At 68.5% G+C, this 25,665-nt stretch carries 25 protein-coding genes; 17 read left to right on the forward strand and 8 right to left on the reverse strand.

Annotated elements, in window-relative coordinates:
- Positions 1-311: 311 nt before the first annotated feature.
- Positions 312-2,081, forward strand: coding sequence for a sensor histidine kinase (locus HDA44_RS37455; protein ID WP_337906245.1), 1,770 nt, complete (start codon positions 312-314; stop codon positions 2,079-2,081).
- Positions 2,082-2,407: 326 nt separating this feature from the next.
- Positions 2,408-3,133: a response regulator transcription factor gene (locus HDA44_RS22145; RefSeq protein ID WP_319038537.1), complete on the forward strand. Its 726-nt coding sequence runs from the start codon at positions 2,408-2,410 to the stop codon at positions 3,131-3,133.
- A gap of 244 nt (positions 3,134-3,377) precedes the next feature.
- Here HDA44_RS22145 and HDA44_RS22150 read toward each other — a convergent pair whose 3' ends face one another.
- The 4 genes from HDA44_RS22150 to HDA44_RS38185 all read right to left on the reverse strand — a co-directional run bounded on the left by HDA44_RS22150 (position 3,378) and on the right by HDA44_RS38185 (position 8,461).
- A complete protein-coding gene (locus HDA44_RS22150; protein WP_184837373.1) occupies positions 3,378-6,191 on the reverse strand; it encodes a type 1 periplasmic-binding domain-containing protein in 2,814 nt (937 codons plus the stop codon).
- Positions 6,192-6,316: 125 nt separating this feature from the next.
- The gene (locus HDA44_RS22155; RefSeq protein ID WP_184837376.1) at positions 6,317-6,661 is read right to left on the reverse strand and encodes an MmcQ/YjbR family DNA-binding protein; all 345 of its coding nucleotides are present in this window, start codon (positions 6,659-6,661) and stop codon (positions 6,317-6,319) included.
- 25 nt (positions 6,662-6,686) lie between these two features.
- Positions 6,687-7,343, reverse strand: coding sequence for a response regulator (locus HDA44_RS22160; RefSeq protein ID WP_184837378.1), 657 nt, complete (start codon positions 7,341-7,343; stop codon positions 6,687-6,689).
- Positions 7,340-8,461, reverse strand: a complete 1,122-nt coding sequence (locus HDA44_RS38185) for an ATP-binding protein (protein ID WP_202887495.1) — start codon at positions 8,459-8,461, stop codon at positions 7,340-7,342. The genes HDA44_RS22160 and HDA44_RS38185 overlap by 4 nt, the downstream gene beginning before the upstream one ends.
- Between HDA44_RS38185 and HDA44_RS22170 the strand changes: the two genes are divergently transcribed.
- The 7 genes from HDA44_RS22170 to HDA44_RS38650 all read left to right on the forward strand — a co-directional run bounded on the left by HDA44_RS22170 (position 8,450) and on the right by HDA44_RS38650 (position 15,851).
- Complete coding sequence (locus HDA44_RS22170; RefSeq protein WP_184837380.1) at positions 8,450-10,258, forward strand: protein-arginine deiminase family protein; 1,809 nt, start codon at positions 8,450-8,452, stop codon at positions 10,256-10,258. The genes HDA44_RS38185 and HDA44_RS22170 overlap by 12 nt on opposite strands.
- 147 nt (positions 10,259-10,405) lie before the next feature.
- Positions 10,406-11,446, forward strand: a complete 1,041-nt coding sequence (locus tag HDA44_RS22175) for an alpha/beta hydrolase (protein WP_337906247.1) — start codon at positions 10,406-10,408, stop codon at positions 11,444-11,446.
- A complete protein-coding gene (locus HDA44_RS22180) occupies positions 11,406-12,152 on the forward strand; it encodes an esterase family protein (protein WP_184837382.1) in 747 nt (248 codons plus the stop codon). The genes HDA44_RS22175 and HDA44_RS22180 overlap by 41 nt, the downstream gene beginning before the upstream one ends.
- A gap of 9 nt (positions 12,153-12,161) precedes the next feature.
- Entirely contained in the window at positions 12,162-13,400 is a 1,239-nt protein-coding gene (locus HDA44_RS22185; protein ID WP_184837384.1) for an ATP-grasp domain-containing protein, read from the forward strand.
- A 4-nt stretch (positions 13,401-13,404) separates the two neighbouring features.
- Complete coding sequence (locus tag HDA44_RS22190) at positions 13,405-14,277, forward strand: amidohydrolase family protein (protein ID WP_184837386.1); 873 nt, start codon at positions 13,405-13,407, stop codon at positions 14,275-14,277.
- 71 nt (positions 14,278-14,348) lie between these two features.
- Positions 14,349-14,747 (forward strand): excisionase family DNA-binding protein, encoded by a 399-nt coding sequence (locus HDA44_RS22195; protein WP_184837389.1) that lies wholly within the window; start codon positions 14,349-14,351, stop codon positions 14,745-14,747.
- A 99-nt stretch (positions 14,748-14,846) separates the two neighbouring features.
- The gene (locus HDA44_RS38650) at positions 14,847-15,851 is read left to right on the forward strand and encodes a DUF3039 domain-containing protein (protein WP_184837391.1); all 1,005 of its coding nucleotides are present in this window, start codon (positions 14,847-14,849) and stop codon (positions 15,849-15,851) included.
- A gap of 5 nt (positions 15,852-15,856) precedes the next feature.
- On the opposite strand, the gene HDA44_RS22205 is transcribed toward HDA44_RS38650, so the two are convergent.
- On the reverse strand, positions 15,857-16,522 hold the full coding sequence (locus HDA44_RS22205; protein WP_184837393.1) for a cation diffusion facilitator family transporter: 666 nt from the start codon (positions 16,520-16,522) through the stop codon (positions 15,857-15,859).
- On the reverse strand, positions 16,515-16,868 hold the full coding sequence (locus HDA44_RS22210; protein ID WP_184837395.1) for an ArsR/SmtB family transcription factor: 354 nt from the start codon (positions 16,866-16,868) through the stop codon (positions 16,515-16,517). Before HDA44_RS22210 ends, HDA44_RS22205 begins: the two co-directional genes overlap by 8 nt.
- A gap of 309 nt (positions 16,869-17,177) precedes the next feature.
- Here HDA44_RS22210 and HDA44_RS22215 point away from each other — a divergent pair, with 309 nt between their 5' ends.
- The 3 genes from HDA44_RS22215 to HDA44_RS22225 all read left to right on the forward strand — a co-directional run bounded on the left by HDA44_RS22215 (position 17,178) and on the right by HDA44_RS22225 (position 20,750).
- Positions 17,178-17,441 (forward strand): hypothetical protein, encoded by a 264-nt coding sequence (locus HDA44_RS22215; protein WP_184837397.1) that lies wholly within the window; start codon positions 17,178-17,180, stop codon positions 17,439-17,441.
- Positions 17,442-17,543: 102 nt separating this feature from the next.
- Positions 17,544-18,854: an ankyrin repeat domain-containing protein gene (locus HDA44_RS22220; protein WP_184837399.1), complete on the forward strand. Its 1,311-nt coding sequence runs from the start codon at positions 17,544-17,546 to the stop codon at positions 18,852-18,854.
- A 147-nt stretch (positions 18,855-19,001) separates the two neighbouring features.
- Positions 19,002-20,750 (forward strand): glycoside hydrolase family 2 protein, encoded by a 1,749-nt coding sequence (locus HDA44_RS22225; protein WP_337906249.1) that lies wholly within the window; start codon positions 19,002-19,004, stop codon positions 20,748-20,750.
- Positions 20,751-20,798: 48 nt separating this feature from the next.
- On the opposite strand, the gene HDA44_RS22230 is transcribed toward HDA44_RS22225, so the two are convergent.
- Entirely contained in the window at positions 20,799-21,962 is a 1,164-nt protein-coding gene (locus tag HDA44_RS22230) for a YeiH family protein (RefSeq protein WP_184837403.1), read from the reverse strand.
- Positions 21,963-22,009: 47 nt separating this feature from the next.
- On the opposite strand from HDA44_RS22230, the gene HDA44_RS22235 reads away from it, so the two are divergent.
- The 3 genes from HDA44_RS22235 (at position 22,010) to HDA44_RS22245 (ending at position 24,078) form a co-directional block, all read left to right on the forward strand.
- Complete coding sequence (locus HDA44_RS22235) at positions 22,010-22,795, forward strand: GntR family transcriptional regulator (RefSeq protein ID WP_184837405.1); 786 nt, start codon at positions 22,010-22,012, stop codon at positions 22,793-22,795.
- 77 nt (positions 22,796-22,872) lie between these two features.
- Complete coding sequence (locus HDA44_RS22240; RefSeq protein ID WP_184837407.1) at positions 22,873-23,268, forward strand: VOC family protein; 396 nt, start codon at positions 22,873-22,875, stop codon at positions 23,266-23,268.
- Positions 23,269-23,292: 24 nt separating this feature from the next.
- A complete protein-coding gene (locus HDA44_RS22245; protein ID WP_184837409.1) occupies positions 23,293-24,078 on the forward strand; it encodes an arylamine N-acetyltransferase family protein in 786 nt (261 codons plus the stop codon).
- A 63-nt stretch (positions 24,079-24,141) separates the two neighbouring features.
- On the opposite strand, the gene HDA44_RS22250 is transcribed toward HDA44_RS22245, so the two are convergent.
- A complete protein-coding gene (locus HDA44_RS22250) occupies positions 24,142-24,294 on the reverse strand; it encodes a hypothetical protein (protein ID WP_184837411.1) in 153 nt (50 codons plus the stop codon).
- Positions 24,295-24,303: 9 nt separating this feature from the next.
- Here HDA44_RS22250 and HDA44_RS22255 point away from each other — a divergent pair, with 9 nt between their 5' ends.
- A complete protein-coding gene (locus tag HDA44_RS22255) occupies positions 24,304-25,002 on the forward strand; it encodes an ArsR/SmtB family transcription factor (protein ID WP_184837413.1) in 699 nt (232 codons plus the stop codon).
- 53 nt (positions 25,003-25,055) lie between these two features.
- Entirely contained in the window at positions 25,056-25,295 is a 240-nt protein-coding gene (locus HDA44_RS22260; RefSeq protein ID WP_184837415.1) for a hypothetical protein, read from the forward strand.
- The last annotated feature ends 370 nt before the right edge of the window (positions 25,296-25,665 follow it).

Consider the following 25,665-nt stretch of genomic DNA (forward strand, 5'->3'; position numbering starts at 1 on the left):
CATCGGTCCCAGGGACCGTCCTTGCCCACCACAAGTAGCCCCTGAGTATCAGTTCGGACGCCGCGCCTCCTCCAAAAGTTGGAGAGCACACCCGTCCGCGCAGATGAAGCTTGGGGAAACAGGAACTGACTACGCTGGGCGAGTGACCCCTCGACGCTGTGGCTCGAGTGATGCTCGTGTTCAGGTGCGTGCATCACGGTGCTGGGCGAGTGGCCTCGATGCGGAGCATCGTGGGCGCTCGTCCAGTGCCGGGAGGTGCGTGCCTGGGCGCGAGCAGCGCCGAGCCACAGCGTCGAGGGGTCACTGAGGTGGTGGGAATCTGGCGTCGATTGTCGCAGGGGCAGCAGGACCTGCTGCTCGCCGCGGTCATCGGGCTGGTCTGGTTCGTGTCACTGAACCTGATCAACGGCACCGGGCTGCGGCCGCACAACCCGGCCGTGTCGGTCGTGACCGGGGTGTTTCTGGTCGGCACGGTCGCGTTCGTACGGCGGATTCCGCGGTCCATGCTGGTTGTCGTCTCGGTGCTGTACCCGTTCATGTACGCGGCGGTCGGCACCGGGCTGGCCGCGCAGCTCGGTCTGACGATCTTCGGTCAGCCGGAGATCAGTGACGCCGCGCTGCAGTCGGAGATCCATCTCGTCCCGCTGCTCGTGGTCGGCTATCTCGCGGCGTCGGCGGGCGTACGCCGCTTCACCTGTCTGTTCTTCACCATGGGCAGCCTGGCCGCGCTGATGATCGGACTGCCGACCGTGGTCGCGATCGTGCTCAGCCATGTGAACCGGGACGTGCTCCGCGGCGACCGGTACCAGAGCTTGCCGCGGAACATCGGCAGTCTGTACAGCTACATCGATGTGTCACTGTTCGTGTTCGCGGAGGCACTGATCTGTGGGATGGTGCTGCTCGGCGCGGATTCGCGGCGGCGCCGGAAGTCGGTCGCGCTGCTCGAACAGCGGAACGCGGAGCTGGTCCGGCTGCGCGCGGTCGAGGCCGAGCGGGCCGTGGTCGCCGAACGCACCCGGATCGCGCGGGACCTGCACGACGTGATCTCGCATCACGTCAGCGCGGTGGTGATCCGGGCACAGGCAGCCGATCGGGTCGCGGACCAGCGACCGGAGGTACTGCGGGAGGCGATCCGCTGGATCATCACCAGCGGCAAGGAAGCCCTGACGGCGATGAGAGAAACAGTACGAGTACTGAACACCGCCTCCCCCGGCAACGGACCAGACGGCACGGGCGGGACGAACGGCGCGGGCGGGGCGGGCGGTGCAGGCGGCACTGGAGGCGCCGGCGGGACGAACGGTGCTGCGGGCGCAGGCGGTGCTGGCGCGGGCGGTGCTGCTGGCGCAGGCGGTGCTGCTGGCGCAGGCGGTGCTGCTGGCGCGGGCGGTGCTGCTGGCGCAGGCGGTGCTGCGAGCGCGGGTGGGGCTGGCGCGGGTGGGGCTGGCGCGGGTGGGGCTGGCGCGGGTGGGGCTGGCGGGGGCGGTGTTGGGGGTACTGCGCCGGCCGAGTGGGGCGCGGACGGGATGAACGGCGTGGGCGGCTCGGGTGGGACGAACGGGAACGGGTTTGCGGCGGGTGGGGTTGCGGCCGGTGGGGTTGCGGTCGGTGGGGTTGCGGTCGGTGGGGTTGCGGGTGGGCGGGCGGATTCTGGGGGTGGGCGGGCGCCGGTGCCGGATTTGGCGGATGTGGCGCGGATGGGTGAGCGGTTGAAGGCGGTCGGGATCGACGTCGCGATGGAGCTGCCACCGCGGCAGCGGCAGTTGACGACGGCGACCGATCTGACCGCCGTACGCATCATCCAGGAGGCGTTGACGAACGTGATGGTGCACGCGAAGGCGAGTGCGGCGCGGGTGACCTGGCAGAGTGGACCGCAGGGTGAGCTGCTCACCATCGACGACAACGGGACCGGCGGGCCGCCGCCGGTGAACGTGCTGGAAACCGCCCGGCGGAGCGAGAGCGGCCGCGGCAACGGACTGATCGGGATGCGGGAACGGGCCACAGCGGTCGGCGGCACCCTCGCCGTCGCGGCCGGCCCCCTGGGTGGATGGAGAGTACAAGCATGGCTACCGCCGCAGAACTGAACACCCCGAACCACCCCGGCCCCTCCGCCGGCACACCTACTACAACTGCAGGCGCCGCCACCCCCGGAACCGCCGGAGCCAGTGGAGCAGCCGCCACCCCCGGAACCGCCGGAACCAGTGGAACTGCCGCCACCCCCGGAACCGCCGGAACCAGTGGAACTGCCGCCACCCCCGGAACCGCCGGAACCAGTGGAACTGCCGCCACCCCCGGAACCGCCGGAACCGGTGTGACTGCCGCCACCCCCGGAACCGCCGGAACCGGTGTGACTGCCGCCACCCCCGGAACCGTCGGGGCTGGTGGAGTTGCTGGTACGGATGGTGGGGCGATCCGGGTTTTGGTTGTGGATGACCAGGGGGTGATTCGGATGGGGTTGGCGATGATTTTGGATCATGAAGCTGATCTGACCACGGTCGGGCAAGCGGAGAACGGGGCCGAGGCGTTGCGGCTGATCGATGAGTACGACCCCGATGTCGTCTTGATGGACATCCGGATGCCGGTGATGGACGGGCTGGTCGCGACCGAGCGCATTACCGCCGCCAAGCGCGAATCCGGTCGTGCGCGGCCGGCCGTGCTTGTCCTCACCACCTTCGACGACGAGGCGTACGTACTGGCTGCCGTCCGCGCCGGAGCATCCGGATTCCTCCTGAAGGACACCGACCCGGATCTGCTCGTCTCGGCCGTACGCGCGGTCTACCGCGGCGACTCACTCGTCGACCCCGCATCCACCCGCGTCCTACTGGAGCGCTGCATGGAGTTGGAGCGGCAGGTCGGCGGTACGGCAACAACGGCGGCCGCCCCGCCCGACGCCCGCTGGGCGGGGCTGCTCGGCCAACTGAGCGAACGCGAGCGCGAAATCCTGGTCTGGATGGCCCGCGGTCTGTCGAACCGTGATCTGGCCACGAAACTCTTCGTCAGCGAAACCACCGTCAAGACGCACGTGAGTTCGGTGCTGTCCAAACTCGGCCTGTCCAGCCGCGTCCAGGCGGTGGTCGTCGCGTACGAGGCCGGGGTGGTCCGGCCCGGCGAAGCCGACGTGCGGTGGGACTCCTAGTGTCCCGTCAAGCTACATCGCTGACGGGACACTAGAGGAACAACCAGAGCCCGACCGCCCCCACGGCAAGCAGAATCCCCACGGTCAAAGCCTGGCTGAGCGTCGACGCCTGCCGGCGTCGAGGTAGAAAGTCCCCGGTCATACTTCAAGAGTCCCTCGCGAACCGCCGCCGCCCATCGGCCGTCAGGACGGTTCTTCAGTACTACCTGAGGATGACTCCGTTGCCCGCAGCCCCGACCTTCAGCTAGTTGGGAGCGGCGTCGACCGGACACCACGCCGGCGAACCCGCCCGGGCACCACAGACCACCGTCGCCGTCGGCACCGGCCGTCCGTGCTGGAAGGTGACCACGGCGACGGGCTTGTTCACCGGCACCCGGCGCAGGACGCTGCCGCCGTAGTCGATCCGCCCGGTAACGCCCTGGTACGCACGCTGCGCGCCGGCCGCGTCCGTGATCGACTGCAGCGCGGACCAGACCGTGCCGCCGTTCACTGCGATGCTGTCCCGGCGTAAGTAGCTGACGGCGAGCACCACGGAGTACGCGGCGTCGTAGCTGAGCGCGGCGTGCCCGTCGAGGCTGCGCCCGCGATCGGTCGTCTCGTACGGGAACAGGTCGGCCAGCCGCCCGTAGAAGTCGCTCGACTCCGGGGGCGCGTCGGCCAGCAGGTCCGGCGCCAGGCTGAGTGCCAGGTACTGGAAGTCGACTGACCGGTTCCGCGCGCTCACCGACCTGTCGGCGGCCCATTTGGTGACGTCGTCGCCGGCCAGGATGTACGGCGCGTTGGTCCGGCACCGGTCCTGTACGCCGCCCAGGAACGACTCGAAGTCGACCTGGCCGCGACCGGCGAAGAACACTATCCCGCGCCGGTCGCAGGCGTCCCGCCCGGCCCGGTTCGCATCCAGCTCCGTGCCGCTGGGACTGTACGACTTCAGCGCCACCGGTACGCCGGCCGCGGTCAGCTCGAGCTGCACGTCCTTGGCCAGGTTCTGGCTGTACGTGTCATTGGGATCGTCCGACTTGTACACGGTCGCCCGCCGGGCGAGCGGACGCCCGAACGGGTCTTTGCCGGTCGCCAGCAGGTTCCGGACGTGCGCCGCGGCGACCGCTGCCTCGCGCCGGTTCAGCGGGCTGATCTGCAGGTACATCCGGCTGACGTCGACCATCGAGTCGGCGGTCAGGGTGGCCGCGACGGTCGGCAGTCCGGCCGCGGCCAGCCGCTGGATCATCTCCGCGGTGGACCGCCGGCTCTCGGTCATTCCGACCACCGCCACGATGGTCGGGTCGCCGGCCGCGAGCCGGCCGATCTGCTCCGCGACCCGGGCGGCGTGCTTGAAGCGCGGTCCGGCGTTCGCGATCAGCACCCGCAGGATCGGCTCGTACCGTTGCTGCGGCTTGTTGAGCTGGACCGCCTGCGCCACGGCCAGGCCGGCGAGCTGTTCGCGCTCGGCGGTGAAGACCCCGGCGTCCAGCGATCGGTCGTCGGCCGATGCCATGAAGATCAGCGTGGCCACCGGCCGCTCGGGCTGGGCCCGGCTGAGCTCCGCGGCCCGCTTGTTCTGCTCCAGGATCTTCGCCCGCACCGGCGCGAACGACTGGCTCGGGAACAGCAGCGCGTTGGTCCCATCGGTGACTCCGACGCAGTCCCCGTCGACCTTGGTCACGGTCGCGGTCGCGGATTCGTACAACTGCCAGCTGAGTTCGCCACCGCCACAGTGGCGGCGGTCCTGCAGTACGCCGAGCCCGAGGTAGCTGCCCGCGATCAGCATCAGTACGAGCGCAAGGGCCGGCCACCGGCCACGTGGCTTACGCAGCAGCGGACCTGGCACGTTCTCCAGCCGGTCCGGCAGCTCGAGCTGCGTGGCGGGCCGCGCATTCCGGCGCGGCCGCCGGGCGGTCCGCGGCGAGCCGATCGAGAAGATCAACAGCCACGCGCCGATCCGGCGGCGCAGGCTCTCGCGATGTTGCCGGGCCCGCCACTCGGCCAGGCTCTCGCTCGGGCTCGACTCCGGTTCACCCGCGAGCGGCGGCACCTTCCGCCCGGCCGTGACCAGCAGCAGCGGGTCGAACCGTTGGGTGTCGTTGCGTACGGCGGCCACCATGCGTACGAGCAGGTAGCCACCGTTGGTCCGGCTGATCGGCCCGACCATCAGGATCGGATGCGTCGCCCGGTACCGACCGATCCACACCGCCGGGCGGAATCCGGAGCGCAGATCCTCAAGGAACGCGCCGACCAGCAACCCGGCCAGCCATTCCGGATCCTGCTCCTCCCAATGGTCCGCGGTGAGCCGCAGCGCGAGGTCGAAGACCCCGTCGTCCCCGCGCGGGACGTACGACTGACCGCGCAGCCAGCGGTACGGGCCACTGATCAACGGCACCCGGCCGCTGTGCCGCAGCCAGAAGAACGCGGGGATCAGCCAGAGCGAGAGGACCTGGAGCCAGCCCGGCAGCTGGTCCTGCAGCTTCGCCCAGAGCCCTTCCGCGCCCTCGCCGTCTCCACCCACCGCTCGGCGGTACAACGCCCGGCGCAGTTGCGTACGCCGCCGCGGCTTGGGATCCGGGAACGACGCCCGCATCAGCCAGCGGACCAGGTCGTAGCGCGCGAAATCGTAGCCACCGGCCAGACTCACGTTCAGGCCCACGGTTGCCCGATCGAGCAGCTTCACCAGCTCGCCGAGGTCGTCGAACGACACCTCCTTCAAGGCCGTGTCCGGCCCATCCGCCGGCGACTTGTCCTCCAGCGGTACGACGGCGTGGGGCACCTGTCGTTGCGGCGCGGACTCGCCCGCGGGCTTGAGGTGGTCGGCGAGCAAGGCCAGCACCACCGGAAGCGCGTGCTGCCCCGGCTTCGCGGTCCGGTCCCGGGTACCGAGGTCGAGTGGGTCCTCGACACAGGCGAAGATCGGCAGCGCCTCGTCCCGCAGGTACCGTCGGGGCGGCAGCAGGCGCCCCGACTTCCACGACAGACCGCGCCGTCGGGTCAGGCTGCGCCGCCGGTACACGGCTGCCAGCTCACTGACCAGCCGGTCGAACCCCTGCGGCGGGCGACGTTCGTCGGCCATGTCCCCCAGCTCCTCGCCTCGGCAACCACACCCATGGCGGAAGGCGTCCGGGCGCGTGCGGTCGAAGGGCCACACCTTAGCTGCTGTCCGTACCACCGCGGCAGCAGCCCGTGAGCGCCGCGTGATCAGCTGTCGCCGAAGTACTCCGCCCGGACCTTCTTCGGGACGCACATCGACCAGGCGTCGAGGATCAGTTCGCGGAGTTCGGTGAGGTCGAGGGCCGCCAGCCGGACCTGGATCCATTGGTAGCGCTCGTCGGACGGGCGGGGTGGGAAGAACTTGTCCGGTTCGGCGGCCAGGGCGGCGGCACGTTCCTCGCGGGGGAAGCCGATGCCGATGCTCTGTTCGTCAGGCGCGACCGACAGGTACACGATCTGACCGACGCGGAACTTGATCCGGTCCCGGACCAGCACCTCGTAGCTGCGCGGGAGGTCCGCCGTTACTGCCCGGATGTCCTCTAGATCGACCACGACAGCAGGCTATCCCCGATACCTGTCATGCGATGTCAGCGTTCTTCATCCGGCCGGTCTGCCAGGCCCAGGCCGCGAGTTCGACCCGGTTGCGTACGCCGAGCTTCGTGTGCAGGTTCGCGACATGCGTCTTGGCCGTACCCGGGCTGATCACCAGCTCGGCCGCGATCTCCGCGTTGGTGAGGCCGCGCGCGACCAGGCGGATGACCTCTTCCTCGCGGTCGGTCAGTGGCGACTTGGCCGTACGCCCAGGCGCCCGCGGTGTCAGTTCGCGGAGCAGGCGGGCGGTCACGTCCGGGCTGATCAACGCATCCCCGCGTACGGCGGCGCGGACGCCTTCGACCAGTAGCGCCGGACCGGATCGCTTCAGGAGAAAACCACAGGCGCCGTTGCGCAACGCTGTGTACACGTACTCGTCCAGGTCGAAGGTGGTCACCACGACGACCCGGAGCGGGTTCGGTACGCCGGGACCGGCCAGTTGCCGGGTCACCTCCAGGCCGTCGAGCCGTGGCATCCGGATATCCGCGACCACCACGTCCGGACGCAACTCCCGAGCCAGCCGGACGGCGGTCTCCCCGTCCGCGGCCTCACCAACTACGTCGAGGTCGGGCTGCGCGTCGAGGATGATCCGGTACCCGCCGCGTACGTCGTCCTGGTCGTCCGCGATCAGCACCCGGGTCACGGGAACACCGCCACAACCCGCCAGCCGCGCCCATCCACAGGCCCAGCAGTGAGCTCGCCCCCAAGCGCATCCACCCGCTCACCCAAACCCACCAACCCCAGTCCACCACGCCGACCCCGCGGACCGCTCAGACCACCGCGCTGACCGCGCGGACCGCTCAGACCGGTCGACCCACGGCGCCGGCCGCTTGGGCCCAGTCCACTGTGCCCGTCGCGCTTCGGTTTCCGGGCGGCTGGGCCGTCGTCCGTGACGGTCAGGCGTAGGCCAGTCGAGGTTTGTGTCACCACCACCTCCACCGTGCTCGCGCCGGGCGCGTGTCGTCGGACGTTCGTCAACGCCTCCGCCACCACCCGGTACACCGTCGCCTCGATCGGCCCCGGCGCGCTGTCCACCGCCAGTTCGAGCGTCGCCCGCGGCGCGGTGAACCGTTCGGTGAGTGCACGCAGATCCGCGAACCCGTACGGCGCCTCGGCCGCGTGCAGCAGCTGTACGGTCCGATCCATCGATTCCATCGCCCGCAACCCGGCCGCCTCGATTCGCCGAAGCGCGTCCTGCGTGACGACCGGATCGGTGACCAGCAACGCCGCCTGCGCCTGCACCACCATGCCGCTCACGTCGTGGGCGACGAAGTCGTGCAGGTCCCGCGCGAGCTCCAGCCGCTGCGTCTCGCGGGCGGCCAGCACCGCGCGCGTACGCCGCACCTCGATCGACCGCAGGTACCAACCGATGCCTGCAGCAACAATCGCCAATCCACCACAGAGCGCGCACCCGATCACCACGCCCCGCGCCGACACCGCCGGTACGAGGTGCAGCGTCAACCGCAGCGGCGATGCCCCGATCGCCACGACCAGCGCGACGCCACCGGCCAACGCACCACGCCGCGCCAGTACACCGACCACACCAAGCGACACGACGAACTCAGCCAGCCACCACGCGCCCGTACCGTTGTCCGCGGGCCCGCGATAGAACATCGTCCCGATCAGCGACGCGGCAGCCAGTACTGCCGCAACGAGATCCGGTCTCTGCCGAATGGGCGACAACCAGCGCGCCGAGATCTGCCGTTCAGCCGATGCGCCGGGCAGGCGTACCCCCGTTGACTGACTGCCATGACTCACCACGCCAGCATCGTACGCATCGCCGTACTCACTCTCGCCCTGTCAGCGGGCGCCCTGCCGGCGAGTGCACTGCCGACATCCACGCCAATGCTCCGCGCCGACGCCAACCGGGACGGTGTCCTCACCGCTGCCGACGATGCCCGCCGCGCTCCGGCGATCATGATGGCCAACCTTGACGACGACCAGTCCCGCTGTACCAGCTCGGGTCCGCGCCGGCTGTCCGACGAAGTACTTGCCGCCTGCAACGATGCCGCCGACGAGGTGGTGAACGGACCCGAGGATCTGAAAGATCTGGCTCCGGTCGAGATCCGGCCGACCGTGAACAGCGCCGGCGGTACGCTCGCCGTCGACCGCCCGGACAAGGTTCGCGTCTTCGTCCAGCGGGCCGGCCGTTTCGTCGTACTCGACGGCGCCCTGACGCGGGCCGAGCTGCGGCACGGGGTCCGGCTGGCGGTCGAGGCCCGCGACATCGTCCGCGACCGCGCCGAGTGGTCCGGACAGGCCGAGCTCCGGCTCCGGGTGGGTACGCGAACCGATCGGCTCCGGCTGCAGGTGGCGCCGGTGCTGTTCGAGAACGACACGATGCCGCTCCGGCGCGTGGTCGTCGCCGATCCCGCGGCACCGGCGACGCTCGAAGGACAGCAGGGCGCGGGTACGGAGAAGCCCGGCCAGGCCGCGTACGAACGCGATCTGCGCAATGCGCTTGACGCGGAAGGGCTGACCCGGCCCTTCGTACGCTGGCCCGCGGGCGGTGATCAATGGCTCGGCGACATGTACAAGACGGCGTACATGTCGATGCCCGCGCCCGGTGGAAAGGAGCACCGGATGGCGGTGAACCTCCGCGCACCGGGCATCCCGCCGCAGCCGCCGGCGCCGGACCGCCCGCTGCGTGACGCTTCGCGACCGGTGTTCACGTTGCTCCGCGGTCCGGACGTCGCCGGCATTCAGGAGTACGACCCTGAGCGCGCCAACGACCCGGAGAGCCTGCAGTACTACGGTTCGGCCAGCTCGGCCAGCAACTTCGGCACGCTTCCGCCTGACCGCGACAATCCGCTCGGGCGCATCCTGTATGGCGGCGCGGGAAGGTTTGTTCCGGATGGGCGGTTCACCGGGATGCTGGCGGCACAGGGGTACCAGGATCCGATCATGGTCGACACGACCTGGCTGGGGGTCGGGCATCTGGACGAGTTCCTGCACTTCGTACCGTCGAACGGGCCGCGTGGCTGGTCCGCGGTCGTGGCGGATCCTGCTTTGGGTATGGGCCTCCTGCGACGGCTGGACGCGACCGGTCACGGCGGCGATCCGCTCGTACGCGGTGTGGACCCGGCGAAGACCGATCATCCTGGACTGACTGTCAGCGCGGCGCTTCGGCTGCCCGAACTTGTCGACGGCACCCGGATCGCGACGGCCGGGGTCGCGAAGGCGCTTCGGCAGTTGCGTGATCAGGCTGGTCTCACCGAGCGTGACATCGTCCGCGTGCCGGCCCTGTTCAAGCGGTTGGAGATCCCGGCGGGGTACCCGCGCGACAACCTCACCGTCACCGCGCTGCCCGACGCGGCGAACGGTGTCAGCACCGGGACCGGGGCGTACCTCGCGCCGCGGCAGCACGGGCCGCGGCGGAATGGGCGGGATGTGTTCGAGTCGGCGACGGAGCAGGCGCTGGGCCGGGCCGGGGTTCGGGTGCGCTGGATCGAGGACTGGGAGTTCGCGCATCACGTGGGCACCGCGGGCGGTGAGATCCACTGCGTCACCAACGTCGAACGGGATCTGAGCGGCACCAGGGCGTGGTGGAAGGAGTAACCGGACGTCAGCAGACGTGACTGGGGCGGTGGAAGGAAGGTGGTGCCGGCGACGAGCAGCGCGTCGCGGTGGGAGGCGTTGTGGGGCGGGGTGCGGCGGTACCGTGGGCTGGTGGTTGGGTTAGCCAGCGGGGTTGAAGGGGCTGAGGTGGTGTTTCGCCTTGGTGACACCGGGCATGCGTTTGCCGGGGTGCGGTTGTGGCAGGAGCTCGGGTTGCCGGCCGAGGTGCTGGAGTTCAAGCCGGTCGACTTCGGCTGGGAGTTGCGGTTACCCCGACCCTCGGTGTGGCGGATGGAGTACCTGTTCGACATCGCCGACCTCGGAATGCGGACCGATCCAACCAATCCACGCGTAGTCGGCGGCGCATTCGGCGACCACTCCTGGCTCCCGATGCCGGGATACGTGGAGCCCGCGTGGATCGCGGTCCCTCCGATCGCGTCCACGCTCGCCCCGCTCACGGTCGACTCCCCAGTCGGACCGGTCGACGTACACATCTGGGCTCCGGAAGGCATCGCCCCGACGTTCGAGCTCCCGTTGCTGCTCGCGCACGACGGGCCCGAGTTCGCCGCGTACGCAGGTCTGACGCACTACGCCGGCGCGATGATCACGGACGGCAACCTGCCTCCGTTCCGGCTGGCCCTGGTCCATCCGACTTCACGGAACCTCTGGTACGCGGCTAACCCCCAGTACGCCGAGGCCCTGACGCAGTACGTCGTCCCAGCCGTGCAGAGGCAGTACGCGAGCCGCCGGCCCGTGATGATGGGCGCGAGCCTCGGCGCACTGGCGGCACTGCACGCGGAGTGGCAGTACCCGGGCACCTTCGCCGGGCTGTTCGTGCAGTCCGGGTCGTTCTTCACACCGGAGACCGATCCGCAGGAGTCCCGATTCGAGTACTTCGCCCAGGTCAGCGGCTTCGTCGCGGAGATGCTGACGGCAACCACGGCACCCAGTACGCCGCTGGTCGGGATGACGGCCGGGACAACCGAGGAGAACGTGCACAACAACCGCGTACTCGCGGCCCGGCTCGCCGAACTCGGGCTGTCCGTGACGCTGAACGAAACCCCCGACATGCACAACTTCACAGCGTGGCGGGATGTACTGGATCCTGAGCTCACTGAACTACTGCGGCAGACCTGGGGTGGGGCGGATGGAACGAGTGCAGGTCGAGTTGGAGGCGCCGGGGCTTGACCGCCGCGGCACGCTGATCAGGTACGGGCACTTCGGCCGCCCGGTGCTGGTCTTCCCGAGCGAGCAGGGGCGCGCCTGGGACTACGAGAACAACGGCATGGTCGACGCGGTCGCGCACCTGATCGAGGCCGGCCGGGTGAAGCTGTACTGCGTCGACTCCTACGACCACGTCAGTTGGTCCGATCGCAGCATCCAGCTGGAGGTACGCGCCCGGCGGCACGAGTTCTACGAGTCCTGGATCGTGAACCAGGTGGTGCCGAAGATCGCGGCGGACTCGCCCGGCGTACGCGACATCATCACCACCGGCTGCAGCCTCGGGGCGTACCACGCGCTGAACTTCGCGTTCAAGCGCTCCGATCTGTTCCCGATCGCGATCTGTCAGTCCGGGAACTACGACGCGGCCAGCTGGCACGCCTGGGGCGAACGCGGCGACGCGACGTACTTCAACAACCCGGCCGACTACCTGCCGAACCTGTCCGGTGAGCACCTGGAGTGGTTGCGCAAGCGGCTGTTCATCCTGCTCACGGTCGGTCAGGGCGACTGGGAAACGCATCCGACCGGCTCCTTGCCGTCGGCCCGCGCCACCGCCGCCGTACTGGAGAAACAAGGCATCCCTCATGAACTGGACCTGTGGGGGTACGACGTAGCACACGACTGGCCCTGGTGGCGGCAGCAGCTTGCGCGCCACCTACCCCGCTTCTGCTAAGGAGATCTCGTGGCTGACCGCACCAGGCATTTGATCGGGTTGTTGCTCGGCGCCGAAGAGGACTGGCCGCGCGCGTTCGAGGCGTTGCTGCAGCGGGTCGGGCCGGTTCGGCTGGCCGACGGGCACGAGCACGAGTTCGGCTCCCGGCGGCTGACCATCGAGCCGTTCGACCTGAACGATCCGGTCCGCGTCGGGCTCGTGATCGACCGGCTCGCGTACTGGTACTACCACCCGCGCGAGTGGCTGAAGAAGGCCGCGCTGATGAACGGTACGTACCTGCTGAACTCGCCGTTCACGTTCCAGTCGATGGAGAAGCACTCGGCGTACTGCGCGATGCTCCGGCTCGGTCTGAAGATCCCGCGGACGGTGCTCGTGCCGTACAAGAACCCGGTCGACAACGTGCGCTGGGCGTACACCTCGGCGACGTACAACCGGCCGTTCGATCTGGACGCGATCGCCGACGAGCTCGGGTACCCGCTGTACATGAAGCCGTTCGACGGCGGTGGCTGGCGTGGCGTGTCCCGGATCCGGGATCGCGACGACCTGCACCGCGCGTACGACGCGTCCGGCGAGATGCTGATGCATCTGCAGGCCACGATCGAGTACGACAAGTTCGCCCGCGCGCTGTCGATCGGCGCCGAGACGATGGTGATGGACTTCCGGCCGGACGAGCCGATGCACGACCGGTACGCCGTCTCGCACGACTTCCTCTCCCCGTCGGCCGGTCACCAGGCGGTCGCGATCAGCCGGATCGTGAACGCGTTCTTCGGCTGGGAGTTCAACTCGTGCGAGATGCTGGTGAAGGGCGACTCGGTGCACCCGATCGACTACGCCAACGCCTGCCCGGACGTCGCCCTCACCTCGCTGCACTACTACTTCCCGTGGGCGATCAGCGCACTGGTGAAATGGTCGGTGTTCTCGCTGGCGACCGGCCGGCGGAGCACGGTCGACCTGAAGATGGAGCGGTACTTCGAGATCGCCGACGACGACTCACTCGACTACGACACCAAACTCAAGGCGTACCTCGCGCTGGCGGACGAGCACTTCGAGACCGCGAAGTACCACGAGTGGTGCGCTTCGTACCTGGGTGATTTCGACCTCCGCGTCCGCGACTGGGTGGCCGGCCCGGACTTCGAACGGCTGCTCCGCGAGACGGTCGCCGCCACGTACCCGGCGCACGAGCAGGAGCGGTTCCTGGCCCACTTCAAGGGCCTGACCGACCTGTGGCTGGCGGATCAGGCAGGCTAGTAGGGTGCGTGACGCGGAAGTACCGGCATGGTGGCGGCGACTCGGGCTCGACGGTTTGGTGGACGTGCATGTGCATTTCCTGCCGGACCGGGTGATGAACGCGGTCTGGGCGTACTTCGACCAGGCGGCGGAGCATTACGGAACGGAATGGCCGGTCACGTACCGTACCTCGGTCGAGGAACGGCTGAAGACCCTTGACGCGTTGGGCGTACGGGCGTTTCCGGCGCTGGTCTATCCACACAAGCCCGGGATGGCCGCATCCTTGAACTCCTGGGCCCGCGACTTCGCCGCCGGCACGCCGGGTTGCGTCACCAGCGGCACGTTCTACCCGGAACCATCGGCCGCTTCGTACGTACGCGAAGCCCTCGAACTGGGAACGCGGATCTTCAAGGTCCACGTCCAGGTCGGCGACTACGACCCGCGCTCCGGCGAACTCGACGACGTCTGGGGTCAGCTCGCCGAAGCCCAGGTCCCGGTCGTGGTGCACTGCGGCTCCGGCCCCATCCCCGGCCGCCACACCGGCCCCGGCCCGATCGGCGAGGTCCTCCGCCGGCATCCCCGTTTGACCGCCGTGATCGCCCACCTGGGCATGCCCGAGTACGCCGAACACCTCGCCCTCACGTCGTACCCCAACGTCCACCTCGACACCACGATGGCCCTGACCCCGTTCGTCGAGGCCATGGCCCCCTTCCCCCGCGACCTGATCCCCCGCCTCGCCGACCTCCAGGACCGCATCGTCCTCGGCACCGACTTCCCCAACATCCCCTACGAGTACGCCGTCCAACTCACCGCCCTGGAGTCCCTCAACCTCGGCGACCCCTGGCTCCGAGCCGTCTGCCACCACAACGGCACCCACCTCCTCGGCCTGAAGTCTTGAAGCATTCACAGCACCCAGGTAGAGTCATCTGTGACATCTGAGCTATCTATGACACCTGTCAGGTGGCAGCTATGAAAACCTTTGAGACCGCCAAGATCCCCTCCGAGCAACTGGACGCACTCGAGCAGTTCGCCGAGTCCGAGACCGGACCAGAGCTGCGTGCTGTCCTCTTGAGTCTGAGCCACTACGCTCGCGAAGCCGACGCGCTGATCGTCGGCGACAACACCGCGACAGTTACACCTACTCAAGCCGCCGAGCGACTCGGCATGAGCCGTACGCATCTGTACAAACTGCTCGATCGTGGCGAAATCGCCTCTCATCGCGTTGGCCGGGACCGCCGGATTCGGCTGCGCGACCTGGCCGCCTTCGACGCACAGCGCGACCGTGATCGCAGCGAGCTCGCCGAGCGTTTCGCGCATCAGCACAAGACCACCGCCGACGCGGCCAACGAGATCGCCGACCTGCTCTGACCACCGGGCCGACCGGCCAATATCGACAACAGAGCGTCCGTTCATCGGGTGATTCCGGCCGATTCCGGACATCATCCGGCGTACGGGCATCATTGGCTGGTGCACAGCCGTCGCGCCCGTCCCACCCTTCGCGTTCTCGTCGAGGACCTCACCAGCAACTGGGCCTCGCCCTATGCCCCGCGTGAGCTGGCCAAGGGCGAGTACGACAACCTCCACCCATTGAGCGAGTTGCCGCACCCAATCATCGCCAAGGCAGCGGAGTCGTTCGGCGCCGACGCATCCAACGACAACTACGTCGGACAGATCGCCAGTTCGACCGAGCTCCGTCTGTTGGAGATCAAGAACTCACAATGGCGCGGCGGCGTCTGGGAAGATCCCGATACAGGCGTGTGCTGGTTGCTGGTGGCCGGGCTCGCCAAGGGTGGCCACGAAGATCGAGACGACTTCTACCGACGAATCCAGCGTGAGAACACCGCCGGAGCGTCAAGCCGCTGGCTGCCGACCGACGACGATCGCCGTCTGTTGCGGAGGGAGACCGCGGCTCGCCTCCTGACCGAATGGGAGCTCAGAGTTCAGCGACAGGTTTTCGAAGCCCTTCGGGCCGTCCAGGCCGGCGGGAACCATCGAAGCGCGATCACTCATCCGGTACGCACGCGCGGAACGCTCGCTGAACTGGACCTGGCCGTCGTCGCCGTACGCGAGGACGGGTACGAGGCCGACGAGATCCTCCTCGAAGTCATCCCAGCCCTGGGGTGCGCCGGCACGGAGTTGCTCTGGCAGCTGAGCGTGCGAGCCCTGATCACGCTCAACCCGCCGGAACAAGGCTGGGACCGCTTCAAGGACACGTACTCGAACATCGCCGAGCCAGGTTTCTGGACCGCCCGCGTCGACCAACTCGCAAAGCTCATCGACCTCAACGAACTGGCGGTATCCCAGCCGGGAACCACCAGCCATTACGCACACCGCGAGCATCTTGCCGGACGCACCATCGAAGGTCGCGCGGTCCGCGGGCTGTGTGGCGTCTACTTCGTACCGCGGCAAGACCACGCCTCACTCGAACCATGCACCGTCTGCGCGGCGCGCTACTCGAAGCTCCCCGGATAAGACGCCTACGTCGCGGCGTCGCAGGAGCTGCCGGGTGTGCAGCATGCCTTGCCGTGCCAGGCTTGCAGGCCTTCTTTGGTGGCTGCGGCGGCTATGACTAGGCCGGCTAGGGGGTCGGCCCAGGTCCAGCCGAGGGTGGTGTTCAGGAGGAGGCCGGCCAGGAGGATGGCGGAGAGGTAGGTGCAGAGGAGGGTTTGGGTGGAGTCGGCGACGACCGCGTTGGAGCCGAGGGCCTTGCCGGTGCGGCGCTGGGCCCAGGAAAGGAAGGGCATCACTGCCAGCGAGGCGATGGCGATGCCGATCCCGACCGGGGAGGTTTCGGGATGGGCGCCGGTGATCAGGGCGCGGATCGATTCGAAGCCTACGTACGCGGCGAGGGCGAAGAAGGAGAACGCCAGCATTTTAAGGGCTTTGCGTTCGCGGGACTCCGGGAGCGGGTGCCGGAACTGCCAGAGGATGATCAGGCCGCTGGACACCTCGACCACCGAGTCCAGCCCGAATCCCACCAGTGCAACCGAGCCCGCGACCAGGCCGGCGGAGACGGCGACCACGGCCTCGATCACGTTGTACGCAACCGAAGCGCCCGCCAGCAACTGAGCCCGCCGCCCGAGCCGGGCGCGCTTTGCCGGATCGACCACCCACGTGCTGCCGAGGTGCAATCCTTCACTCATCCGCGTTCCCGTTCGGGAGGCCGTACACCGGGCAGAGCGCGACCGCGTCGCCGGTGAGGGACAGCAGGCGTTCGGCGGCCGCGAGCAGGTCCATGGTCGCCTCGGGATAGGTGAGGCGGAACAGCGAAGCGCGGCCCTGAGGGCGGGAGTCAACCAGACCGCAGTCCCGCAGGCAGGCGAGATGCTTCGACACCGTCGACTGCGCCAGCCCGAGATGCTCGGTCAGCTCCACGACCCGGTGCTCGCCGAGCGCCAGATGCCGCACGATCGCCAGCCGCGAAGCATCACTGAATCCATGGAACAGACACCCGGCCACGGCCAGCGCCTCAGCCTCTTTGATCGCCATTCAGCGATGTTATCGCGATTTGGCTCGCTTGGATATCCGAGTCAGCACGTACGCGGTCGGCGCCGCGCCGCTGTACCCGAGCAGCCGCTCCCGCACGACCTTCAACCCACGCTCCCGTTCGACCACCGCACCCAAACCCGGAACCCCGAACGCATCCGGGTTTCCGGCTGCGGTCTTCGCCCGGCCGCATAGGCTGGTTTTATGACGGGTGATCGGACGCTTCGGTTGGATGTTTTGTACTGTGCGGTGGCGGCTGTGGGGTTGGTGGGGTTTGCGGGGCCGTTGGCTGAGTTGGCTGGGGTGCCGGTGGTGGCTCTGGTGGTGGCGGGGGGTGGCGTGCTTGGGTGGGCCGGTTTCCTGGCGTACTTGACCGCGAAGGCGCCTCGGCGGGAGGCGCTTCGGGTGGTGCTCGGGGTCAACCTGGTTGCTACCGCGGGGATCGCGGTTGCGGCGGTGACGAGTCAGCAGGTTGTGCTCACGGTGCTGCTGGCGGCTGTTGCCGTGGAGGTCGGCGCGTTCGCGGTCAGCCAGGCACTCGCGCTCAAGGCAATCAGCCGGCAACCCGCCAACTGACCGCCCCGACGACGCCGGCAGCCCTGGAGGGATGCACCGACGGAGGGCCAACGCCTGAAGTGATCCACCGGCGGGGGCCAGGGTTCCTGCAGGGATGCAGCGGTGGATGGCTGGCGTTTCACCAGGGATGCGGTGGCGGATGTGGGTGTGGCATGCTCCGCCGTCATGAATCTTGACGGTTTGCTGCAGTGCTTGATTGAGGCTGACTCCGGACAACTGCGTCCCGAACTGTGCGGTGGTTCGTACGCCGCGGTTGTCTATGACCCTGAAAGTGACGCGGCGCTTCTGGTCGGCGAGGCCTCATCCGTCTATGCGGCACTCGACCTGTTCGCTGATGACATGGCTACTGCGTACGAGGACGACGTCGCCGAAGAGATTTTTGAAGAGTACTGGGATGAGGCTCTCGAGGACGCGCCGCGAGTTGACGAGATCCAGGCGGTCGGCCGGCGTCTGCTGGCGCTCGCGCTGCTCGGGCACATCTCGTTGCTGGACATCGTGACCGTTGATCACAGCAACGACCACTACCTCGGCGAAGCGCCTGCTCTCTTTCCAGGCGCACGCTTCGTGTGCCTCGCCAGCGCGGCTCCGCCGAACCATGATGAGGCGTACGCCGTACTGGAAATGCAGCCGATCGGCGACCCGACGCCCGCGGATCGTGCGCTCCTGGGCGCGGCCGACGAGGCGGCCGTTGTCGCGGCTCTCGACGGCGGCGCCACGATCGGTGTACTCGACGAGCGTGGCATGGCCCCGCTGCACCATGCCGTCGCGCATCGTCGCGTCGACGTCGTCACGGCCCTTCTCGCCGCCGGCGCGGACCCCAGCCAGCAGGCCGATTTCGGCAACGCCCCGCAGTTCGCCACGCTCGATCCCGACGGGACCGTCAGGGCCGCGGCCGACTGCATTGGTGACGAAACCCACTGGCAGATCATCCGCGTACTGCTTGCGGCGGGGGCACCGGTGAACGCCGGCGATCTCACCGGAGCGACCCTGCTCGACCTCGCAGCCGCCGTGCGCCCGTACCCCGAGGAAGCGATCCGTTTTCTGATCGCGCGCGGGGGTCGCGTGTCCCGTCGTACTGGAGATCTGCCCGAGCTGCTCCAGACGCTGCCCATCGGCTCCATCGATGACCTGCAGATCCGGGTCAATGAGGTGGGGCTCCTGCTCGACGCGGGCGCCAGGGCCGACGACCGTGCCATGTACGCACTGCTGGGTACCCGCGGGTACTCCGAGCATGAGGTGCCCAGCGAAATTCTCGTCTCGCTGGTCGACCAGCTGCTGCGGCACGGCGCCGGCGATTCCTCCGGCGGCGGCCGGACGCCTCTCGACCTGGCCGAATCCTGGCTCGCCGACGACAAGCACCCCAACTACGTGCCGGTCGTCGAACATCTGCGCGCCTTCCAGCAGCAACCGTGAGTCCGGCGCTCGGCGTGAACAACCCGTTGCCCACGTCATTTCAACGTTGTAAAGTGCTGCTGCCACTACCAGATCAGCAGCACGGGAGAGAGCATGTCGCAACCTCGGGCCGAGTATCCGCGTCCGCAGTTCGTTCGATCGCGGTGGGTGAATCTGAACGGTGAGTGGGGGTTCGAGATCGATCGTTCGGACTCGGGGCTGGAGCGTGGGCTCCGGGAGCGCGGGCTGGAGCGGCGGATCGTCGTACCGTTCGCGCCGGAGACGGAGTTGTCGGGGATCGAGGACGTCGACTTCATGGAGGCGGTCTGGTACCGCACCACGGTCACGATCCCGGCCGACTGGGACGGCAAGGACGCGGTGCTGCACTTCCAGGCCGTCGACCACGACGCGACCGTCTGGGTGAACGGGACCGAGGTGGTCCGGCACCGCGGTGGGTTCACGCCGTTCAGCGCCAACCTGCGCCAGGTCGCGAAGCCGGGCGAGGAGGCGACCATCGTGGTTCGCGCGCGGGACACCCACCGGGGTCCGCAGGCGCGCGGCAAGCAGAGCCAGCTGTACGCGAACCACAGCTGCCTCTACACCCGTACCACCGGCATCTGGCAGACCGTCTGGCTGGAGGCCGTCCCGCCGGTACACCTGAGGCGCCCGCGCATCACCCCGGACGTGGCCGGCGCCAGCTTCCACCTCGAGGTGCCGGTCTCGGCGAACCAGCCCGGCCACACCGTCCGCGCCACGCTGAAGGACGCCGACGGCGAGGTGGCGACCGCGACGGTCCGCGCCGACCTGGACCTGGCCCCGCGTCTGACCCTGCAGATCCCCATCGACCGGGTGCGCCTCTGGGACACGACCGACCCGCACCTGTACGACGTACGCCTCGAGCTGATCGATGCCGAGGGCAACGTCCTGGACGAAGCCGACTCGTACGCCGGGCTCCGGTCGGTGAGCATCAACGGCAAGGCGATCCTGATCAACGGCAAGCACGTGTTCCAGCGGCTCGTACTGGATCAGGGCTACTGGCCGGAGAGCCTGATGACCGCGCCGTCCGAAGCGGCGATCGTCCGCGACATCGAGCTCAGCCTGGCGGCCGGGTTCAACGGCGCGCGGCTGCACCAGAAGGTGTTCGAAGAGCGGTTCCTGTATCACGCGGACCGGCTCGGGTACCTGGTCTGGGGCGAGTTCGGCGACTGGGGTTCCGGCGTCGGTGACACCGGCGACGACAACCAGCAGCCGACCGCGTCGTACGTCGGCCAGTGGCTCGAAGCGGTCGAGCGTGACTACAGCCACCCGAGCATCATCGGCTGGTGCCCGCTGAACGAGACGCACCAGCTGCTGCACGACCGGATCACCCAGCTCGACGACGTCACCCGGGCGATGTTCCTGGCCACCAAGGCCGCGGACACCAGCCGGCCGGTACTCGACTCGTCCGGCTACTCGCACCGCGTACCCGAAACCGACGTGTGGGACTCGCACAACTACGAGCAGGACCCGGTCGAGTTCGCGAAGCAGATGGCCGATCTGGTCGACGACAAGCCGTACGGGAACACCCGGGACGACCAGGCGCTGTCTCTCGCGTACGACGGTCAGCCGTACTTCTGCAGCGAGTTCGGTGGCATCTGGTGGAACGCGGAGAAGGCGGCCGCCGGGAAGAGCGGGAACTCCGCCGACTCCTGGGGCTACGGCCAGCGGGTCGCGAACGAGGAGGACTTCTACGACCGCTTCGCCGGCCTGGTCGACGCGCTGCTCGACAACGAGTTGATGTTCGGCTACTGCTACACGCAGCTGACCGACGTGTTCCAGGAAGAGAACGGCATCTACAACTTCGACCGCGGCAACAAGCTCGACGTCCCGCGGATCAAGGCGATCCAGGAGCGCCAGGCCGCGTACGAGAAGGACTGAGCCACCAGCAGCTACCAGTAGCTACCACTAGCCCCGAGTAGGTCCGGGCTACGAGACGGACTGGAGCGCGAGGCTGCCGGCCGCGACCAGGATCCAGAGGATCGCTCCGAGCAGGAGTGGCCTGGGTCCTGCGTCGCGCAGCTCACGCGGCCGCAGCGATAGTCCGATTGCAACTAGTGCGGATGTGATTAGTACGGTGCCGACTATGCTGAGCGTCGGCAACCAGGACTCGGGTACGGCGCCGGCCGACCGAAGACCGGCGGCCGCGATGAAGCCGATCAGGAACAGCGGGACGAGCTTGCGCCACGGCAGCGGCCGCCGGATCGACGCCGTGGCGCCCTCGTACGAACCCTCGGAAGCCGCGTCGAGCGCGCGGGCCGCACGGTCCTCGCGGCGGATCTTCAACGCGACCAGCGTGAGCACGATCGGGATCAAGGTGAGCGAGCGAGTCAGCTTCACCACGATCGCCTGATCACCGGCGGCCTGGCTGTACGCGTAACCGGCCGCGACCACGGACGACGTGTCGTTGACCGCCGTACCGGCCCAGAGCCCGAACGCCTCCGAGCTCATCCCGAGCAGATGACCGAGCGGCGGAAAGGTCAGTACGGCGACGATGTTGAAGGTGAAGATCGTCGCCATCGCGTACGCGACCGAGGACCGCTTCGCGCCGATCGCCGCCGTCGCGGCCGCGATCGCCGAACCACCGCAGATCGCGGTACCGACACCGATCAGCGTCTGCGTGTCTCCGCGTACGCCGAGCAGCCGCCCGAAAACCCAGGCGCCGCCGAGAGCGAGCGCGAGCGTACCCAGCATCACCGGCAACGACGAGACGCCGACGCTCGCGACCTGCTGCAACGACAACCCGGTCCCGAGCACGACGATCGACAGCTGGAGCAGCGTCTTCGAAGCGAAGTCGTACCCGGGCCGCCGCACCTCTGCCTGAAGCGCAGGGATGAAGACGCCCGCGAGTACGCCGAGCAGGATGCCGAAGACAGGACCGCCGACCAGCGGCACCAGCCGCCCGAGCGGCACGGCCACGGCCGTGATCACCAGCACGATCAGCAGCCCCGGCAGCCGCCGCCGGACGGAACCGAGGCGACGCTGGACGGACGAAGCGACGCGACGACAGGTGACTGAGGCGGGGTGAGTGTGACGTGCCCTAACCTCGACCTGCACCACCAGCCGGTCCCTTCCGTCGAAATGTGCGTACATTTACGGTAGGAGATGACCGGACATTTGGCAACCGCGGAAAGGGACGGATGGGCGTACGGAGGCTTGACCGCAACGGTGGTGAGTCGTTGTGGAAGCAGTTGCAGGCGGATCTCGTCCGGCGGGTGCGGTCCGGGGAGTTCGACGCGGCGTTCCCGGGCGAGCTCGCGCTGGTCGAGGAGTACGCGGTCAGCCGGCACACCGTGCGCCAGGCGCTCGGACAGTTGCGTACCGACGGGCTGATCGTCGCCGAGCGTGGGAGGCAGCCGCGAGTCGCCGCGGTGCCGGAGATCCGGCAGCCGATGGGTGCGCTTTACAGCCTGTTCTCGTCGGTGGAGGAGTCCGGTCTGCCGCAGCGCAGTGCGGTGCGCGTGCTCGACGTACGCGCCGATGGGGTGATCGCCGCCCGGCTGAACCTGGAGGAGTCCATCCCGCTGCTTTACCTCGAACGCCTCCGGTACGCCGGGGACGAACCGCTCGCGCTCGACCGGGTCTGGCTGCCGGCTGCTATCGCGGAACCGCTTCTCGAAGCCGACTTCACGCATACCAGCCTGTACAACGAGCTCGCCGAACGTACTGGCATCAACCTCGACCACGGGCGCGAAGACATCCGCGCCGTCAACCCGACCGCGGCCGAACGCGCCCTGCTGCACTGCCCGTCCGACGCCGCCGTCTTCGCGATCACTCGCCAGGGCACGGCGCAGAACCGGTCGGTGGAGTGGCGGCACACGGTGGTACGCGGCGACCGGTTCGCGTTGTCCGCCGAGTTCTCCGCCAACACCGGCTACCGCCTCACCCCCGCTCCGAACACCACAGCCCTCACCCAGGCCTGGTAACCCAGGCACACGACGGCTGGTTGTGATGTGGACAACTGCGAAGAAGCGGTGGGGGTTGGCGTGGTGATACTTGGCGCATGACGGTCAAGGAATTGCGGTTGGTTGTGACGGCGGATGACTATGCGGAAGCGGTGGCGTTCTACCGGGACGTGCTCGGCCTGCCTGAGCGGGCGTCGTACTCCTCGCCCGACGGCCGGGTGACGATCCTCGAGGTCGAGCGGGCCACGCTGGAGATCGCCGACCCCGGGCAGGCTGACTTCATCGACGAGGTCGAGGTCGGCCGCCGGGTCGCCGGGAAGTACCGGGTCGCGTTCGAGGTCGAGGACTCGGCCGCCACCACGAAGGAACTCGCCGCCGCCGGCGCCACCGTCGTCGCCGAGCCGACCCGGACGCCGTGGAACTCCCTGAACTCCCGGCTCGAAACCCCGGGTGGAATCCAGCTCACCTTGTTCACCGAGCTTGACCTCAAGTGAACTTGAAATGTTGAGGTAACCAGCATGTGGAACCTCGAAAACCTCGACCTGGACGCCTATCTCGACCGGATCGGCGCCGCCCGGGTGGCGCCGTCCGCGGCCGCGCTACGCGACCTGCATCGGGCGCACGTACTGGCGATCCCGTTCGAGAACCTCGATGTCGTACTAGGTACGCACCCGGGGATCGGACTGGACGCGATCCAGCACAAACTGGTCGGCCGCCAACGCGGTGGGTACTGCTACGAGCACGCGCTGCTCTTCGGTGCCGCGCTGGAGCAGCTCGGGTTCGACGTCGTACGCCGGGTCGCGCGAGTGCAGCCGCACAAATCCGGCCCGCGTACGCATGCTCTCTTGAAGGTTGGTGTGGATGGGCAGGAGTTCCTGGCCGATGTGGGGTTCGGCGCGGGACAGCTTTACCCGACTCCGTTGAAGGACGGGATCGTGGTCGATCAGGCCGGCTGGGATCACCAGCTGACGCAGGACGGCGAGCTGTGGACGCTGTCGAAGCGGACCGCCGACGGCTGGGAACCGCAGCACGCGTCGAACGACGAACCGGTCCGGCCGATCGATTACGAGGTCTACCACCACTACGTCTCCACGCATCCGAACTCCCCGTTCACAGGTCGCCCGGTGGTGATGCGCGTCGCTGACGGCGTCGTCCGCCGCCTGGTCGGTGACACCCTCACGATCGAACACGCCGACGGCGAAACCACCACCCGTACGATCCCACCCGTCGATCTCCCGGAAACCCTGGCCGCCCTCGACGTAGTCCTCAACGACGAGGAAATCGACCGCCTCCGGCTGCTGTAGGCGTCTCCGTCCGGAAGGACTCGCCCAACTGGGAGCCGAGGGAGAAGTAGTGGCGGAAGTTTGTCACTTGGCGACCCGGGGTGGGGCGGCAAGCTCCGCGGAAACCGGCGTCAACCCGGCGGCCGCGAACTTCTCCCGTTCGTACCGGAAACGCCCCTGCTTGTGCTCCGGAACCGGGCGGATTGTTCGGCCGGGGCCGGACTGTCGGCGCGGCATGATGGGAGCATGACCACCGAAGGCGAGGAACTGGCCGGCTGGGCGCGGATGCTCGCCGACGGGACGCGTGCGACCGTCTGTCTGGCGTTGCTGGACGGGCGGGCCTGGACGGCGACCGAGCTGGCCAAGGTCGCGAAGGTGTCGCGGTCGACGATCAGCGAGCACCTCAATATGCTGGTCGCCGGTGAGCTGCTGACCGAGGTCCGGCAGGGCCGGCATCGGTACGTGAAACTGGCCGGTCCGGATACTGCCGAGCTGATCGAAGGGCTGGCAGCCCTCGCGCCGCGGCGTACCGAGGTGGTGAACAGTCTGTCCGCGGTGAGCCGGCGGGACGCGTTCGCCCGGGCGCGGACGTGTTACGACCATCTGGCCGGCAAGCTCGGCGTCGCGCTCGCGGACGCGATGACCGAGCGCGGCCTGATCGACTGGTCGGACGGGATCGCGCTGACGCCGGAAGGCCAAGCCTGGCTGGAAGATCTCGGCGTCGAGGTCGAGTCGCGGCGCGGGCGACCGGCCGTACGCTCCTGTCTGGACGTGACCGAGCGCCGGCCGCATCTGGCCGGCGCGGTCGGGGCCGCTTTGTGCGCACATGCGTTGCGGCACGGGTGGGTGACGCACCTCCCCGGCGGCCGCGCGCTGAAGGTGCACGGCGCGGTCCAGGAACTCGGACTGCCGACCGGTGTAGTCCGGAGTTTGAGACCTGGATGAGGGGAACACGCTTTCAACAGGCGAGCGGCCGCGATTGCCCCTAGCCTTCGGCCATGACTGAGTTCGAGTCCGGCACCGAGCTGGTGTCCAACCTGCCTCTGCCCAGCCACGTGATCGTCCTCGCGGACGGCCAGTGGCGGCGCGGCTGGCTGATCGGCCGCGAGCACGAGGAATCGGGATGGACCGCGATGGTGCAGTACGAGGGTGACGACGGCCAGGAGCGGACGGAACGCCTGCCGGCGGACCGGATCGCCCTGCCGGAGTCGAGTGGCCCGACGGAACAAGCGTCCTAAGGGAGGGAACGCGGCGCGAGGGCCCCCGGGTGAGCATCACCGGGGGCCCTCGTGCGTAACGCGCTGCCGGGCGCCTCGGGCGGCCTGGAGGATCCCGGCCCAGGCCCTTCGGGCGGATTGACCTGGGACGGGAGCCTCAGTGGCGTTACGTACGGTGTATCGGCGATCGACGGCCAGCTGTTACAGGAACCACGTGACTTTCTTCCGGAATGAAATGCCCGGCTGCCGGAACGACCTCGGCCGGTGGACGTACGGCGACCCCGGTGCACGTCCCTGAACACCGGGGTCTCGATCGATGACCTCTCGAGCGGCCACCGCTCTTCATCGTCAGGTGCCCCACCCGGCGGTAGTCATTCGTGCTCACCCGGCA

Source organism: Kribbella solani, assembly GCF_014205295.1.
Taxonomy (GTDB): Bacteria; Actinomycetota; Actinomycetes; order Propionibacteriales; family Kribbellaceae; genus Kribbella; species Kribbella solani.

What these genes read in the sequence shown, in the direction of transcription:
- HDA44_RS22180 (WP_184837382.1), top strand. Translation starts at nt 11,406, where the DNA reads ATGGAACGAGTGCAGGTCGAGTTGGAGGCGCCGGGGCTTGACCGCCGC.
- HDA44_RS22250 (WP_184837411.1), bottom strand. Translation starts at nt 24,294, where the DNA reads ATGCCGCGCCGACAGTCCGGCCCCGGCCGAACAATCCGCCCGGTTCCG.
- HDA44_RS22150 (WP_184837373.1), bottom strand. Translation starts at nt 6,191, where the DNA reads ATGGCCGACGAACGTCGCCCGCCGCAGGGGTTCGACCGGCTGGTCAGT.
- HDA44_RS22205 (WP_184837393.1), bottom strand. Translation starts at nt 16,522, where the DNA reads ATGAGTGAAGGATTGCACCTCGGCAGCACGTGGGTGGTCGATCCGGCA.
- HDA44_RS22245 (WP_184837409.1), top strand. Translation starts at nt 23,293, where the DNA reads ATGTGGAACCTCGAAAACCTCGACCTGGACGCCTATCTCGACCGGATC.
- HDA44_RS22255 (WP_184837413.1), top strand. Translation starts at nt 24,304, where the DNA reads ATGACCACCGAAGGCGAGGAACTGGCCGGCTGGGCGCGGATGCTCGCC.
- HDA44_RS22230 (WP_184837403.1), bottom strand. Translation starts at nt 21,962, where the DNA reads ATGTACGCACATTTCGACGGAAGGGACCGGCTGGTGGTGCAGGTCGAG.
- HDA44_RS22260 (WP_184837415.1), top strand. Translation starts at nt 25,056, where the DNA reads ATGACTGAGTTCGAGTCCGGCACCGAGCTGGTGTCCAACCTGCCTCTG.
- HDA44_RS22240 (WP_184837407.1), top strand. Translation starts at nt 22,873, where the DNA reads ATGACGGTCAAGGAATTGCGGTTGGTTGTGACGGCGGATGACTATGCG.
- HDA44_RS22210 (WP_184837395.1), bottom strand. Translation starts at nt 16,868, where the DNA reads ATGGCGATCAAAGAGGCTGAGGCGCTGGCCGTGGCCGGGTGTCTGTTC.
- HDA44_RS22170 (WP_184837380.1), top strand. Translation starts at nt 8,450, where the DNA reads ATGACTCACCACGCCAGCATCGTACGCATCGCCGTACTCACTCTCGCC.
- HDA44_RS22195 (WP_184837389.1), top strand. Translation starts at nt 14,349, where the DNA reads ATGAAAACCTTTGAGACCGCCAAGATCCCCTCCGAGCAACTGGACGCA.
- HDA44_RS22235 (WP_184837405.1), top strand. Translation starts at nt 22,010, where the DNA reads ATGGGCGTACGGAGGCTTGACCGCAACGGTGGTGAGTCGTTGTGGAAG.